The organism is Pseudomonas sp. VD-NE ins (assembly GCF_031882575.1).
In the GTDB taxonomy this organism is placed as follows: Bacteria; Pseudomonadota; Gammaproteobacteria; order Pseudomonadales; family Pseudomonadaceae; genus Aquipseudomonas; species Aquipseudomonas fluorescens_BZ.
In genome coordinates this window covers 5,141,408-5,155,229 of record NZ_CP134772.1, presented here as the reverse complement: position 1 = coordinate 5,155,229, position 13,822 = coordinate 5,141,408, and the positions used below count along the sequence as shown (strand labels likewise).

The 13,822-nt window shown below is 60.8% G+C and carries 10 protein-coding genes and 1 pseudogene; 6 read left to right on the top strand and 5 right to left on the bottom strand.

Going from position 1 to position 13,822, the window contains the following annotated elements:
- Positions 1–840: pseudogene (locus RMV17_RS30210) on the bottom strand (cache domain-containing protein); the annotation flags it as partial.
- 334 nt (positions 841–1,174) lie between these two features.
- On the opposite strand from RMV17_RS30210, the gene RMV17_RS23010 reads away from it, so the two are divergent.
- Positions 1,175–2,662, top strand: coding sequence for a helicase HerA-like domain-containing protein (locus RMV17_RS23010; protein WP_311882751.1), 1,488 nt, complete (start codon positions 1,175–1,177; stop codon positions 2,660–2,662).
- Positions 2,663–2,752: 90 nt separating this feature from the next.
- Here the strand turns inward: RMV17_RS23010 and RMV17_RS23005 are convergent, their stop codons facing one another.
- Positions 2,753–3,208, bottom strand: a complete 456-nt coding sequence (locus RMV17_RS23005) for a DciA family protein (RefSeq protein ID WP_311882749.1) — start codon at positions 3,206–3,208, stop codon at positions 2,753–2,755.
- A gap of 309 nt (positions 3,209–3,517) precedes the next feature.
- Here RMV17_RS23005 and secA point away from each other — a divergent pair, with 309 nt between their 5' ends.
- From secA to RMV17_RS22985, 4 genes are all read left to right on the top strand, one after another.
- Positions 3,518–6,253, top strand: coding sequence for a preprotein translocase subunit SecA (gene secA, locus RMV17_RS23000; protein ID WP_034153433.1), 2,736 nt, complete (start codon positions 3,518–3,520; stop codon positions 6,251–6,253).
- Positions 6,254–6,375: 122 nt separating this feature from the next.
- Positions 6,376–7,593, top strand: a complete 1,218-nt coding sequence (gene argJ / locus RMV17_RS22995) for a bifunctional glutamate N-acetyltransferase/amino-acid acetyltransferase ArgJ (RefSeq protein WP_311882746.1) — start codon at positions 6,376–6,378, stop codon at positions 7,591–7,593.
- A gap of 179 nt (positions 7,594–7,772) precedes the next feature.
- The gene (locus RMV17_RS22990; protein ID WP_034153431.1) at positions 7,773–8,405 is read left to right on the top strand and encodes a glutathione S-transferase family protein; all 633 of its coding nucleotides are present in this window, start codon (positions 7,773–7,775) and stop codon (positions 8,403–8,405) included.
- Positions 8,402–9,349, top strand: coding sequence for a Nudix family hydrolase (locus tag RMV17_RS22985; protein ID WP_311882743.1), 948 nt, complete (start codon positions 8,402–8,404; stop codon positions 9,347–9,349). Before RMV17_RS22990 ends, RMV17_RS22985 begins: the two co-directional genes overlap by 4 nt.
- Before the next feature lie 121 nt (positions 9,350–9,470).
- Here the strand turns inward: RMV17_RS22985 and RMV17_RS22980 are convergent, their stop codons facing one another.
- Genes RMV17_RS22980 through RMV17_RS22970 form a run of 3 tightly spaced genes read right to left on the bottom strand, consistent with a single transcriptional unit; the run spans position 9,471 to position 13,058 of the window.
- Entirely contained in the window at positions 9,471–10,055 is a 585-nt protein-coding gene (locus RMV17_RS22980; protein WP_311882741.1) for a cob(I)yrinic acid a,c-diamide adenosyltransferase, read from the bottom strand.
- Between the two features lie 3 nt (positions 10,056–10,058).
- A complete protein-coding gene (locus RMV17_RS22975) occupies positions 10,059–12,095 on the bottom strand; it encodes an ATP-binding protein (protein ID WP_311882739.1) in 2,037 nt (678 codons plus the stop codon).
- A gap of 45 nt (positions 12,096–12,140) precedes the next feature.
- Positions 12,141–13,058 (bottom strand): putative 2-dehydropantoate 2-reductase, encoded by a 918-nt coding sequence (locus RMV17_RS22970; RefSeq protein WP_311882738.1) that lies wholly within the window; start codon positions 13,056–13,058, stop codon positions 12,141–12,143.
- A gap of 140 nt (positions 13,059–13,198) precedes the next feature.
- Between RMV17_RS22970 and RMV17_RS22965 the strand changes: the two genes are divergently transcribed.
- Positions 13,199–13,684 (top strand): YajQ family cyclic di-GMP-binding protein, encoded by a 486-nt coding sequence (locus RMV17_RS22965; RefSeq protein WP_008080210.1) that lies wholly within the window; start codon positions 13,199–13,201, stop codon positions 13,682–13,684.
- Positions 13,685–13,822 lie beyond the last annotated feature (138 nt).

Here is a 13,822-nt window from a genome sequence, read left to right as displayed (position 1 = left end):
GACGATGGTCAGGCGTTTGGTCAGGTCGCCCTCGCCATCGGCGATGTCTTCCATGGCGCGGGTCATCACGTGCAACGGCTGGATCAGAATACGGATCAGCATGCCGAGCAGGGCGATGATGATCGCCACCGCAATTACCGTGGCAATCACTGCCGAGGTGCGGAACTGGCTGAGCATCGCGAAAGCCTGATCCTTGTCCACCGACAGACCGATGTACCAGTTCACCGACGGCAGACCTTTGATCGGCGCGAAGGTGACAATGCGCGTCTTGCCGTCGACGGTGACTTCGCTGAAGTCGCTGCTGATGCGCGGGGTGTCCTGCGGATAGGCTTCCTTCAGTGATTTCATCACGAGGGCCTTGTCCGGGTGCACGAGGATCTTGCCGTCGGCGCTGACCAGGAATACATAACCCATGCCGTCGAAATCCCGGGCGGCGAGGGTGTCGACCAGCGATTGCAGGCTCAAGTCGCCGCCAACCACACCGACGCTCTGGCCGGCCTTTTTCGAGGCGGTGGCAATGGAAATGATCAGCTGGCCGGTGGCGGCGTCGATGTACGGTTCGGTCAGGGTCGAGGTGCTGCTGCTCTCGGCACCTTTATACCAAGGGCGCACGCGCGGATCGAAACCGTCGGGCATCTTCGTATCCGGGCGGATAGTGAAGTGGCCGGTGGCATCGCCCAGATAGGTGGCCATGAACGTCGAAGTCAGGGTTTTCTGTTCCAGCAGACTGGCGACGTTGGCGGGCTCAGGGTTGATGGCGATGTTCTGGGCCGCGTTCTCGATCAGCAGAATCCGGCCGCTGAGCCAGGTCTGGATACTGCCGGCAGTGACCTCGCCCATTTCGTTGAGGTAGTTGTTCAGGTCATCGCGGATCGCATTGCGCTGCAACCAGTCGTTGTACGCCGTAAACGAGGCGAAGGCGGCGATGACGATAAGGGCGGCGGCAAGCAAAATTTTATGGCTGAAGCGCAGATTTTTGTTCATGGCTTGGGGTTCCGCTAAGGTCTTAATGTCCAGGGCGTGCTTTTATAGAAGCGCGCAAAATGGGCAAGGGTGAAAACAAGCTGATATTTCCGTCTCTCCTTAGGGAAATGTCCGGCGTGACTTGTGGTCGGGGTCTCTCACTCCTCTTTATCGGCCATGCGCAATCAAAGATTAACCATTGGGTGACAAAATGCCTGACTCCTCGCAACTCGTAATCGGCGCCGATCTCGCAGGCCAACAGATTGCTCAGGCCATGCGCCTGGCCAACCGCCACGGACTGGTCGCGGGCGCCACCGGAACCGGTAAAACCGTCACTTTGCAGCGTTTGGCCGAAGCGTTCAGCGACGCTGGGGTCGCGGTGTTTGCCGCGGACATCAAGGGCGATCTGTGCGGCCTCGGTGCGGCCGGCAACCCGCAGGGCAAGGTTGCCGAGCGTATCGCCGGGATGCCGTGGCTCAATTACAAGGCGCAGGCTTATCCGGTGACGCTGTGGGGTATCCACGGTGAGTCCGGTCATCCGCTGCGCACCACGCTGAGCGAAATGGGCCCGCTGCTGATCGGCAGCCTGCTGGAACTGACCGACAGTCAGCAGTCGGCCCTGTACGCAGCCTTCAAGGTCGCCGATCGTGAAGGTTTGTTGCTGCTGGATCTGAAGGATCTGAAAGCGCTGCTCAATCACCTCAAGGACAATCCGCAACTGCTGGGCGAAGACGCGGCGTTGATGACCACCGGCTCCAGTCAGGCGCTGTTGCGGCGCTTGGCGATCCTCGAGCAGCAGGGCGCCGAAGCCTTGTTTGGCGAACCGGCACTGCAACTGGAAGACATTCTGCAACCGACCGCCGACGGCCGTGGGCGCATTCACTTGCTCGACGCCAGCCGTCTGGTGCACGAGGCGCCGAAGGTCTACGCGACGTTCTTGTTGTGGCTGCTGGCCGAGTTGTTCGAGCAGTTGCCGGAGCGCGGCGATGCCGACAAACCGCTGCTGGCGCTGTTTTTCGATGAGGCGCATTTGTTGTTCGGCGATACACCGAAGGCCTTGCAGGAGCGACTTGAACAAGTGGTGCGCCTGATCCGTTCCAAAGGCGTTGGTGTGTATTTCGTCACGCAATCGCCGGCGGACTTGCCGGATGACGTGCTGGCGCAGCTCGGCCTGCGCATCCAGCATGGCTTGCGCGCCTTTACCGCCAAAGAGCAGAAATCCCTGCGCGCAGTGGCGGACGGCTTCCGACCGAATCCGGCATTCGACAGTTTGTCGGTGCTGACCGAGTTGGGAATTGGTGAGGCGCTGGTGGGCACGCTGACCGAGAAAGGCACGCCGGAAATGGTTCAGCGCGGGCTGGTGGCGCCGCCGCAATCGCGAATCGGGCCGTTGACCGAGACCGAACGCACGTTGCTGATTGCCGGCTCGCCGTTCAAGGGGCGCTATGACAAGCCGATCGACCGCGAGTCGGCGTATGAAATTCTGATGGGGCGTAAAGGGCTGGCGCCGGAGGCCGAGGTGCCAGCGGGTAAGCCAGCAGTTGAAGAGCCGAGCCTGGCCGACAGGGCAGGGGAGTTTCTCGGGACGGCAGCCGGGCAGGCGCTGAAGTCGGCGATGCGCCAGGCTGCCAATAACCTTGGCAAACAACTGGTGCGCGGTTTGATGGGCTCATTACTCGGAGGCAGCAAACGCCGCTAAAAGCAAAGATCGCAGCCTGCGGCAGCTCCTACAGGAGAATTGCGTTTCATCTGTAGGAGCTGCCGCAGGCTGCGATCTTTTGATTTTGCTTCAGGTTTTGGCCTTGGCGTGTGCCGCCAGGCGCTCCAGCGCCGCGCGCAAACCCGGATCACTGATCCCGTCCGCCGTGGCCTGAATTGTCGCCGCTGCATCCGTGGACAAGTCCATCGTGTGCCCGACTGCCCCGCGTTGAACCGTCGGCGGCTGCACCTTGAACAGAATCCGCGTCAGACTCGCGAACTCGTCGAACATCTGCAATTGCCGCTGCAGGCGTTTTTGCTGGTAGCGCAGGCGTGTGGCCCAGTGACCATCGGTGACAATCAGCAACAGACTGCCTTCACGCCACGAGGCCACATGGCAATGTTCCCGGGCGGCAGGTTGCAGTTGACTTTCGAGCAGACGCTGCAAATGCCCCAGTCGTTGGGCATGGCCGAGGATGGCTTTGAGCGGCTTGGCTTCGCGTAGCAAAACGGCGGGTGCTCTGGCCGTAAGAGGGCGAAATGCCATGATCGAACACCTGAAGTAACAGAAACGCCATGGTAGCAGAAAGCACCCCTTTCACTCGCCCATTGCTTTTGCCCCCGCTTTACCCATTAAATCAACGACTAACTTCTGCCTTGTATGACTTGAAGTTGAGCAAAACGCCCCTATTTTAAGTGAGCCCCGTCAAAGCGCAGTGCCAGCATCGTGGAACATCGCCACTTTCCTCACTTCCGTTTCCGGGTAGAATGCTCGTTCGCATGCGGCCATGAGGGCTGCACGGGCGACGCTCACGGGGCCGCCCTCCATCCCTTTAGTGTGGAAGATCCTGCCGATATGTTTGCGCCTTTGTTAAAGAAACTTTTTGGAAGCAAGAACGAGCGTGAAGTCAAACGCATGCTCAAGACGGTGCAGCTCGTCAATGCCTTCGAAGAGCAAATGGTGGCCCTTTCGGACGATCAATTGCGCGCCAAGACCGAAGAGTTCAAGGCCCGCATCGCCAAAGGGGAAACCCTCGACAAGCTGTTGCCAGAAGCCTTTGCGGTCGCCCGCGAAGCCGGCAAGCGCATCATGGGTATGCGCCACTTCGACGTGCAGCTCGTCGGTGGCATGACCTTGCACGAAGGCAAGATCGCCGAAATGCGCACCGGTGAGGGTAAAACCCTCGTAGCGACCCTGGGTGTTTACCTCAACGCACTGTCCGGCAAGGGCGTGCACGTTGTGACGGTGAACGACTACCTGGCGCGTCGTGACGCCAACTGGATGCGTCCGCTGTATGAATTCCTCGGCCTGACCGTCGGCGTCGTGACGCCGTTCCAGCCGCCGGAAGAGAAACGTCAGGCATACGCCGCCGACATCACCTACGGCACCAACAACGAATTCGGTTTCGACTACCTGCGCGACAACATGGCGTTCAGCATGGAAGAAAAATTCCAGCGCGAACTCAACTTTGCCGTGATCGACGAAGTCGACTCCATCCTCATCGACGAAGCGCGTACCCCGCTGATCATCTCCGGTCAGGCCGAGGACAGCTCCAAGCTGTACATGGAGATCAATAAACTGATCCCGCAGCTGGAACTGCACGTTGAAGAAGTCGAAGGCGAAGTCACCAAGGCTGGCCACTACACCGTTGACGAGAAGACCCGTCAGGTCGAACTCAACGAAGCCGGTCACCAGTTCATCGAAGACATGCTCACCCGCGTCGGCCTGCTGGCTGAAGGCGAGAGCCTGTACTCGGCGCATAACCTGGGCCTGTTGACCCACGTGTATGCCGGTCTGCGTGCGCACAAGCTGTTCAATCGCAACATCGAATACATCGTGCAGGACGGCCAGGTCGTACTCGTCGACGAACACACCGGCCGTACCATGCCGGGTCGCCGTCTGTCCGAAGGCCTGCACCAGGCCATCGAAGCCAAAGAAGGCCTGAACATCCAGGCCGAGAGCCAGACCCTGGCCTCGACCACGTTCCAGAACTACTTCCGTCTGTACACCAAGCTGTCCGGCATGACCGGTACCGCCGACACCGAAGCGTTCGAATTCCACCAGATCTATGGTCTGGAAGTCATGGTCATTCCGCCGAACAAACCATTGGCGCGTAAAGACTTCAACGACCTGGTGTTCCTCACCGCCGAAGAGAAATACGCGGCGATCGTTACGGACATCAAGGAAAGCATGGCGGCCGGTCGTCCGGTGCTGGTGGGTACTGCCACCATCGAAACCTCCGAGCACATGTCCGCACTGCTCGTGAAGGAAGGCATCGAACACAAGGTTCTGAACGCCAAGTTCCACGAAAAAGAAGCCGAGATCATCGCGCAGGCCGGTCGTCCGGGCGCACTGACCATCGCCACCAACATGGCCGGTCGTGGTACCGACATCCTGTTGGGCGGTAACTGGGAAGTTGAAGTCGCATCGCTGGAAGACCCGACCCCTGAGCAGATTGCCCAGATCAAGGCCGACTGGCAGAAGCGTCACCAGCAAGTGCTCGAATCGGGCGGCTTGCAGGTGATTGCCTCCGAGCGTCACGAATCCCGTCGTATCGACAACCAGTTGCGTGGCCGTGCCGGCCGTCAGGGTGATGCCGGTTCGAGCCGCTTCTACCTGTCGCTGGAAGACAGTCTGATGCGCATCTTCGCGTCCGATCGAGTGAAGAACTTCATGAAAGCCCTGGGCATGCAGCCGGGCGAAGCGATCGAGCACCGCATGGTGACCAACGCGATCGAGAAGGCGCAGCGCAAGGTTGAAGGCCGCAACTTCGATATTCGCAAGCAACTGCTCGAGTTCGACGACGTCAACAACGAACAGCGTAAAGTGATCTATCACATGCGTAACACGTTGCTGGCCGCCGACAACATCGGTGAAACCATCGCCGACTTCCGTCAGGACGTGCTCAACGCCACCGTCAGCGCGCACATTCCGCCGCAATCGCTGCCAGAGCAGTGGGACGTGGCCGGTCTGGAAGCCTCGATTGCCAGCGATTTCGGCGTGACACTGCCGATCCAGCAGTGGCTCGACGAAGACGATCACCTGTACGAAGAAACCCTGCGCGAGAAGCTCATGACCGAGCTGATGGCGGCGTACAACGAGAAAGAAGACCAGGCCGGTGCCGACGCACTGCGCTCGTTCGAGAAACAAATCGTGCTGCGCGTACTGGACGACCTGTGGAAAGACCACCTGTCGACCATGGACCACCTGCGTCACGGTATCCACCTGCGTGGCTACGCTCAGAAAAACCCGAAGCAGGAATACAAGCGCGAGTCGTTCACGCTGTTCTCCGAGCTGCTCGATTCGATCAAGCGCGACTCGATCCGTGTGCTGTCGCACGTTCAGGTGCGCCGCGAAGATCCGGAAGCCGAAGAGCAACGTCTGCGTCAGGAAGCCGAAGCACTGGCCGCCCGCATGCAGTTCGAGCACGCCGAAGCGCCAGGTCTGGAGCAACCGGAAGTACTCGGTGAAGAGGTTGATGTAGCCCTCGCCACGGCCCCGGTTCGCAACGATCAGAAGCTGGGCCGCAACGAACTGTGCTACTGCGGTTCGGGCAAGAAATTCAAGCATTGCCACGGGCAGATCCAGTAAAACCCGTTTCAACTGCTGAAATACCCGCGCCGCGACCGGCTCCTGCCGTCGCGGCGTTTTGCCATTTAAACCACCGTCACTGCGCGTGGCGGTGCTGACATCATTGAGTAAGGAGCGCATTCATGGCTGTTGGTCTTGGTCCTTTGCCAACGTTGCACCCGGTTGCCGGTTTTGAACTCGGTATCGCCTCGGCCGGCATCAAGCGCCCCGGGCGCAAAGATGTCGTTGTGATGCGCTGCGCCGAAGGCTCGACCGTGGCCGGTGTGTTCACGTTGAACGCCTTTTGTGCCGCGCCGGTAATCCTGGCGAAGAAGCGCGTGCAGAACGCCGTGCGTTATTTGCTGACCAACACCGGCAATGCCAACGCCGGTACCGGCGAGCCGGGTCTGGCCGCTGCCGAGCGCACCACCGCCAGACTGGCCGAGCTGACCGGTGTCGATGCCAGTCAGATCCTGCCGTACTCCACCGGTGTGATCGGTGAGCCGCTGCCGGTCGAGAAGATCGAAGGCGCACTGCAAGCCGCGCTGGACGACCTGTCGGAAAACAACTGGGAAGCCGCTGCCACCGGGATCATGACCACCGACACTCTGCCGAAGGGCGCCAGCCGCCAGTTCGAGCATGACGGCGTGACCATCACCGTGACCGGCATCAGCAAAGGCGCGGGCATGATCCGTCCGAACATGGCGACCATGCTCGGCTACATCGCCACTGACGCCAACGTCTCCCGCGACGTGCTGCACAATTTGATGCTCGATGGCGCGAACAAATCGTTCAACCGCATCACCATCGACGGCGACACTTCGACCAACGACTGCTGCATGCTGATCGCAACCGGCAAGGCCGCACTGCCGGAAATCACCCGTGCCGAAGGCGAGCTGTTCGCCAAGCTCAAGCAAGCGGTGTTCGAAGTGTGCATGGACGTGGCCCAGGCCATCGTGCGTGACGGCGAAGGCGCGACCAAGTTTGTCACCGTGGAAGTGAATGGCGGCGGCAACCATCAGGAATGCCTTGACGTTGGCTACACCGTGGCCCACTCGCCGCTGATCAAGACCGCGCTGTTCGCCTCCGACCCGAACTGGGGCCGTATCCTCGCCGCTGTCGGCCGTGCCGGCGTGCCGGATCTGGATGTGAGCAAGATCGACGTGTTCCTCGGCGACGTGTGCATCGCCAGCCGTGGCGCCCGTGCGGCGACCTACACTGAAGCCCAGGGCTCGGCGGTGATGCAGCAGGAAGAGATCACCATCCGTATCGAGTTGGGTCGCGGCGATTGCAGCGAAACCATCTGGACCACCGACCTGTCGCATGAATACGTGAAGATCAACGCTGAATACCGCACCTGATCTAAAAGGTGGAGCGGGCTGCCGGCCTCATCGCGGGCAAGCCCGCTCCCACAGGGTTCTGTGGTGTACACAAAATTTGTGAGCGACCTCAATCACTGTGGGAGCGGGCTTGCCCGCGATGACGGACGAACAGACGCCAGAAATTCTGGATTGTTTCCCTGACAAGAAGGTACTCACCCATGTCCCTGCACCTGATCATCGGCGACAAACTACTTTCCTCCTGGTCCCTGCGCGCCGCCCTGGCCGTAGAGTTGACCGGCGCACCCTACAGCGAAGAGCTGATCAAACTCGGCAAGCCCGACACTCGTGAGCTGCTGCTCAAGCACTCGCCGACCGCCAAGGTCCCGCTGCTGCAAACCTCGCGCGGGACCATCGCTGACTCATTAGCCATCGCCGAATACCTCGCCGAGCAGTTTCCGTCCGAGCAACTCTGGCCGAGCGATATTTACGCCCGCGCCCAGGCCCGGTCCGCTTGCGCACAAATGCACAGCGGCTTTTTCGCCATGCGCAATCACATGCCGTTCAACCTCAGCCATGACGCACCGCTCAACCCGGTGCCGCCGGAAGTGAAGGTCGACATCGAACGCATGCTCGCGCTGTGGGCCGAGTGCCGTGCTGCCGCCACCGAAAGCGGTCCCTATCTGTTTGGTCGCGTCAGTCTGGCCGATGCGTTCTTCGCCCCGATTGCCGTGCGTCTGCGCACCTACCAAGTGCAGCTGCCGGCCGCCGACCAAGCCTATGTTGAAACCGTCTACCAATGGCCCGCCTTCAAAGCGTGGCAAAAGGCTGGACTGGAGGAGTTGATTCCGTGAAACGCGTACACGTCGCCGCTGCCGTCATCCGTGACGACAGCGGCAAGATCCTCATCGCCCGCCGCGCCGACACCCAGCATCAGGGCGGTCTGTGGGAGTTTCCCGGCGGCAAGGTCGAGGCCGACGAGTCGGTCGAAAGCGCGCTCTCTCGCGAATTGCACGAAGAGTTGGCCATCGTCGTTGGTGCCGCGCGACCGCTGATCAAAGTGCGTCACGATTACCCGGACAAGCAGGTGCTGCTGGATGTCTGGGAAGTGTCGGACTTCAGCGGCGAACCGCACGGTGCCGAAGGGCAGCCGTTGGCCTGGGTCACGGCGAAAGAACTGGCGAACTACGAGTTTCCGGCCGCCAACCAGCCGATCGTTGCCGCCGCGCGTTTGCCTGCGGAGTACTTGATTACGCCGGAGGACCTGGAAACCCCGGCTCTGCTGCGCGGAATCCAGAAGGCAATTGCCGGCGGGATCAAGTTGATTCAGCTACGTGCGCCGAATGGCTATGACCCCAAATACCGCGATCTGGCGGTCGATGCGGCCGGCCTGTGTGCGGGTAAGGCGCAGTTGATGATCAAGGGGCCGTTCGAGTGGCTCGGCGATTTCCCGTCTGCCGGCTGGCACATCACCTCCGCACAATTGCGTAAATACGCAGCGGCGGGGCGGCCATTGCCGGCGGAGCGCTGGTTGGCGGCGTCGTGCCACAACGCCGAAGAGCTGGCGCTGGCCGAGCAGATGGGCGTGGATTTCGTCACGCTGTCGCCAGTGCAGCCGACCTTGACGCACCCGGACGCGCGGCCGTTGGGCTGGGAGCAGGCTGAGGCGTTGATTGAAGGCTTCAGTAAGCCGGTGTTTCTGTTGGGCGGGGTTGGCCCGGCTGAGCGCGAAAAAGCCTGGGGCGTTGGTGCACAAGGCGTGGCGGGGATTCGCGCGTTCTGGCCTGATTCTCTGTAACGGCTGCCGGCCTCTTCGCTGGCCAAGCCAGCTCCCACAAGGCTTTGTGTCGTTCACAAGTGTTGTGTACAACTCGAAACCTGTGGGAGCTGGCTTGCCAGCGATAGCGGCCGATCAGGCGCTACATCTCTGTGGGTTTTGCCGCCGGCTGCCAGAGAATCTCCGCAATCCCCTGCCGCCGCGCAATCAACCGCGCCGCCACAAAAAGCAAATCCGACAACCGATTGATATACGCCAGGCCAACACCGGACAACGGCTCGATCGCATTCAAATGCTGACACCGCCGTTCGGCACTCCGCGCCAGGCTCCGGCACACATGTGCCTGCGCAATCAGCATCGACCCGCCCGGCAAAATGAAATTCTCCAGCGGCCCTAATTCCTCGTTCCACACATCAATCGCCGCTTCCAGCCGTTCGATTTCCGCCGCATTCAACGCCTGATATTCCGGCATCGCCAGCTCGCCACCGAGGTCGAACAGCCGATGCTGACAAGGCGCCAGCACCTCGATCAGTTCATTCAACTCAGGAAACGTGTCGCGCTCGGCCATCAACCCGGCCAGCAACACGCCGACCTGACTGTTCAGCGTATCGACCTCGCCGATGGCCTCGATGCGCGGGTGATCCTTGGGCACGCGGCGGCCATCGCCAAGGCCGGTTTCGCCTTTGTCGCCGGTGCGGGTGTAGATTTTCGACAGGCGAAAGCCCATGGGTTACCTCGATAATTGATTGGTTTCGGCAGCGATGGGCAACGGCTGCGTCAGCGGCAGGCGCAAGGTGAAACAGGTGCCCTGGCCCGGTGCTGACTGCACTTCCATTTGTCCTTTGTGATTGTTGGTAATGATGAAATACGACACCGACAAGCCCAGCCCGGTGCCCTGACCGATTTCCTTGGTGGTGAAGAACGGCTCGAAGGTGCGCTTGCGCACGTTCTCACTCATGCCGATGCCGTTGTCCTCGACCTGAATTTCGGCCCACGGTGGATTGAGCTTGGTGCGCAGTATGATCCGTCCCGGCTCACTGTCGTCTTCACGCTGGTGAATGGCTTGTGCGGCGTTTTTCAGCAGGTTGAGCAGCACTTGCTCGAGTTCGTTGGCGGTGCCCGGCACCGGGCCGAGCGCCGGGTCGAACTGGCGGGTGATCGCCTGCCCCTTGAAGTCGAAGCCGATGGCCAGGTCGAAGTCGTTGCCGGCGATTTCCACGGCTTGATCGATCAGTGCCGGCAGATCGCACGGCGCCATTTGCCGGGTACTGCGGCGGCTGAAGCTGAGCATGTGGGTGACGATTTTCGCCGCGCGTGCGCCGGCCTGCTGAATGCCGTCGAGCAGTTGCGGCACTTCGCGGCCCTGCAGGTAGCGGTTCACCGTGTCCAGTTCGATGCCCAATTGCTCGGCGGTTTCGAGGTTCTTCGGCAGGTCGGCGGACAGGCGTCGACGAATGTTCTGCACGTTGTGCAGTATCGCCCCCAGCGGGTTATTGATTTCGTGGGCCATGCCAGCGGCGAGGCCACCGACCGAGAGCATTTTTTCCGACTGCACCATCATTTCTTCCAGCGACAGACGCTGGGTAATGTCGTCGATACGGATCACCACGCCACGCCCGGCACCGCCCATCAATGGATAGAACGTCAGCGCGTAATGCTTCGGTTCATCGTCCTTGAACCACGTCACTCGCTCGATTTTCGCCACGGTGTGCTGCTCGACGGTCTGCTTGAGTTGCGGCAGAAACGGCTTGAGCGGTTCGAAGGCAAGAAAGATCGGCTGGTTAAGTGCTTCGTCCAGCCGCGTGCCGGAAAGGGCGCTGGCCTCCTGGTTCCACTGGGTGACGTAGAGCTGCTCGTCGAGGGCGATCAGCGCCGAGGGCATCGAGTCGATGATGCTGTTGAGGTAGTTCTGGAAGCCGGTGAGCTTCTTCTCGATTTTGCTGCGCACCTGGACTTCCAGTTCCAGTTTGCGGTTGGTGTGGCGGGTTTCCTCGGCCAGACCCTGCGCCTGATCGTAAGCGGCTTGCGAGTCATCGCGGGCGCGTTTGAGCTGCTGCTCGCGGGCTTCGATGCGCGAGAGCATGGTGTTGAATGCCTCGGCGAGGCTGCCGATTTCGTCATGGTTGCCGCGCGAGGCGCGCAGGGCGTAGTTCTCTTCGCGGGTGACCTGACGCGACAACTCCTCAAGCTGATGAATCGGCCGGGTGATCAGGCGCTTGATCTGCCGGGCAATCACCAGCCACAGCAATACGCTGAAAATCAGGATGCCGAGGCTTGCAGTCAGGGTGCCGGTGTAGAACGCCATCGGCAGTTCGCTGCTGGCGACCAGCAACAGATGGCCCGGCGCAGTGCCGGGGCGGGGCAGAGTGATCAGCTGGTTGCTGCGAAACTCGGTCAGTTGCCACGCTTCGATGTGTCGATAGCGTTCCGGCAGGTTGAGTTTGTCGCCGCGCTGGACTTGCGCCAGCCGTTCACCCTTGCCGTCATACAGGGCGGCGGCGCGCAGTGGTGAATAACTGTCGAGTTCTTTGAGCAGGCGCTCGGCGCTTTGCGGGGATTGCAGCGCTTCGCTGACCAGGCTCGGGTTGGAAATCAGCCGGCCGATGGTCTGCAAGGCCTGCGGTGCCATGCTTTCCTGGGAGATGTAATAGGCGGCACTGATAAAGGTCAGGTTGGCGACCAGCAGGACGGTGGTCAACAGCACCAGCAGGGCGGCCAGCAGTTTCTGGCCGACCGGCAGGTTTTCGAGACGCTGGCGCAATGGCATCAGGTTTATCGCAACAAAGGAACAAGTGGCCAGCGTAGCCGCTGCTCAGTCGCTGGGCAATCCAAGGCTGTGCAGATGAGCGACCAGGCGCTGCTGCAATTGATTGAGGTGCGGCAGGTTCAACTGGTGGCGCGCGGCGACTTTGCAGGCATAGCCCAACAGATAGCTGATTTCGGTGCGGCGTTGATTGGCGACGTCCTGATACATCGACGAGTAATTGGCGGCGGTCGCGTGGATGACCCGTTCGACTTCCTGTTGCAGATTGTCGGCGGCGGCCGGCTGGCCGCAACGCTCCAGCAGTTCGGCCAGTTCGCCGCACAGCGTGGCGACTTCGCAATGGTGTTCCTGCAACCCGCCGTTGCGGCAGTTATGCAGCACGGTCAACGGATTGATTGCACAGTTGAGCGCCAGTTTGCGCCACAGCCGCGTGAGGATATCGGTGCTCCATTCGTGGGGGATTTTCGCCGCATCCAGATCGTCCAGCCAGATCGGCGCGACGGGATGGCCAGCGTCGCCCAGCCAGGTGAAGCCGTGGCCGGCAAACACTACGCGCCAGTCGCCATCGCGAAACGCGCCCTCTGTACTGGAAGCGCTGATGCAGCGTGCCAATGGCACAAGGTTGGCGACGGCGTCCTGACTGCCGAGGCCGTTTTGCAGGAGGATCACCTCGGCATCGTCGCTCAGGCGCGAGGCGAGGCGGGCGACGGCGTTTTCGGCGTCGTAGGCCTTGCAAGCCACCAGCAAGCGGCGAATCGGCTCGGGGCTGTCGGGTGTTTCCGCGGGCACGGCGTAGGTGCTGGCCTGGCCTTGTTCAACCAACGTCAATCCGCCCACCGCTTCATAGCTGCGCAAGCGCTCGGCATCACGCACGATCAATCTGACCGGCAGACTGGCACGGGCCAGACGCGTTGCCCAAAGCGTGCCGAGACTGCCGGCGCCCAATATATGCCAGGTGGTGGACATCAGTTTTTTGCTCGATTGCGTACAGGCATGTGCGGCTCGCCGTGTCGGTGGGAAAAGACCCGTTATAATGAGCCCGATTTTAACCGCAAGCCAAGCGCGCTCCATCCACATCGAGCGCGCCTTTTTATTGGAGAGATTACATGCCGTCGTTCGACGTGGTATCCGAACTGGACAAACACGAACTCACCAACGCGGTCGAGAACGCCGTGAAGGAACTCGATCGTCGTTATGACCTGAAAGGCAAAGGCAGCTTCGAGTTCAAGGAAAAGGACCTCACCGTCAGCCTGACCGCTGAAGCCGGATTCCAGCTGGAAGCGATGATCGAAATCCTCAAGCTGGCACTGGTCAAGCGCAAGATCGACGTGCAGTGCCTTGAGGTCAAGGACGCTTACGCATCGGGCAAGCTGATGAAGCAGGATGCGATCCTCAAGGAAGGCATCGACAAGGAGCTGGCGAAGAAGATCGTCGGCCACATCAAGGACGCCAAGCTCAAAGTGCAGGCCGCCATTCAGGGCGAGCAAGTGCGCGTGACCGGCAAGAAGCGTGATGACCTGCAAGAGGCCATTGCGGCGCTGCGGGCCAAAGAGTTCGGCATGCCACTGCAGTTCAACAACTTCCGCGACTAAGCTCGGTCAGATGACCTGTGGGAGCGAGCTTGCTCGCGAAAGCTGTATGTCATTCAGCAATGAGTTGACTGACACACCGCCTTCGCGAGCAAGCTCGCTCCCACATTGTTTTGTGTACACCCGGCGGCTTTCTGCCGC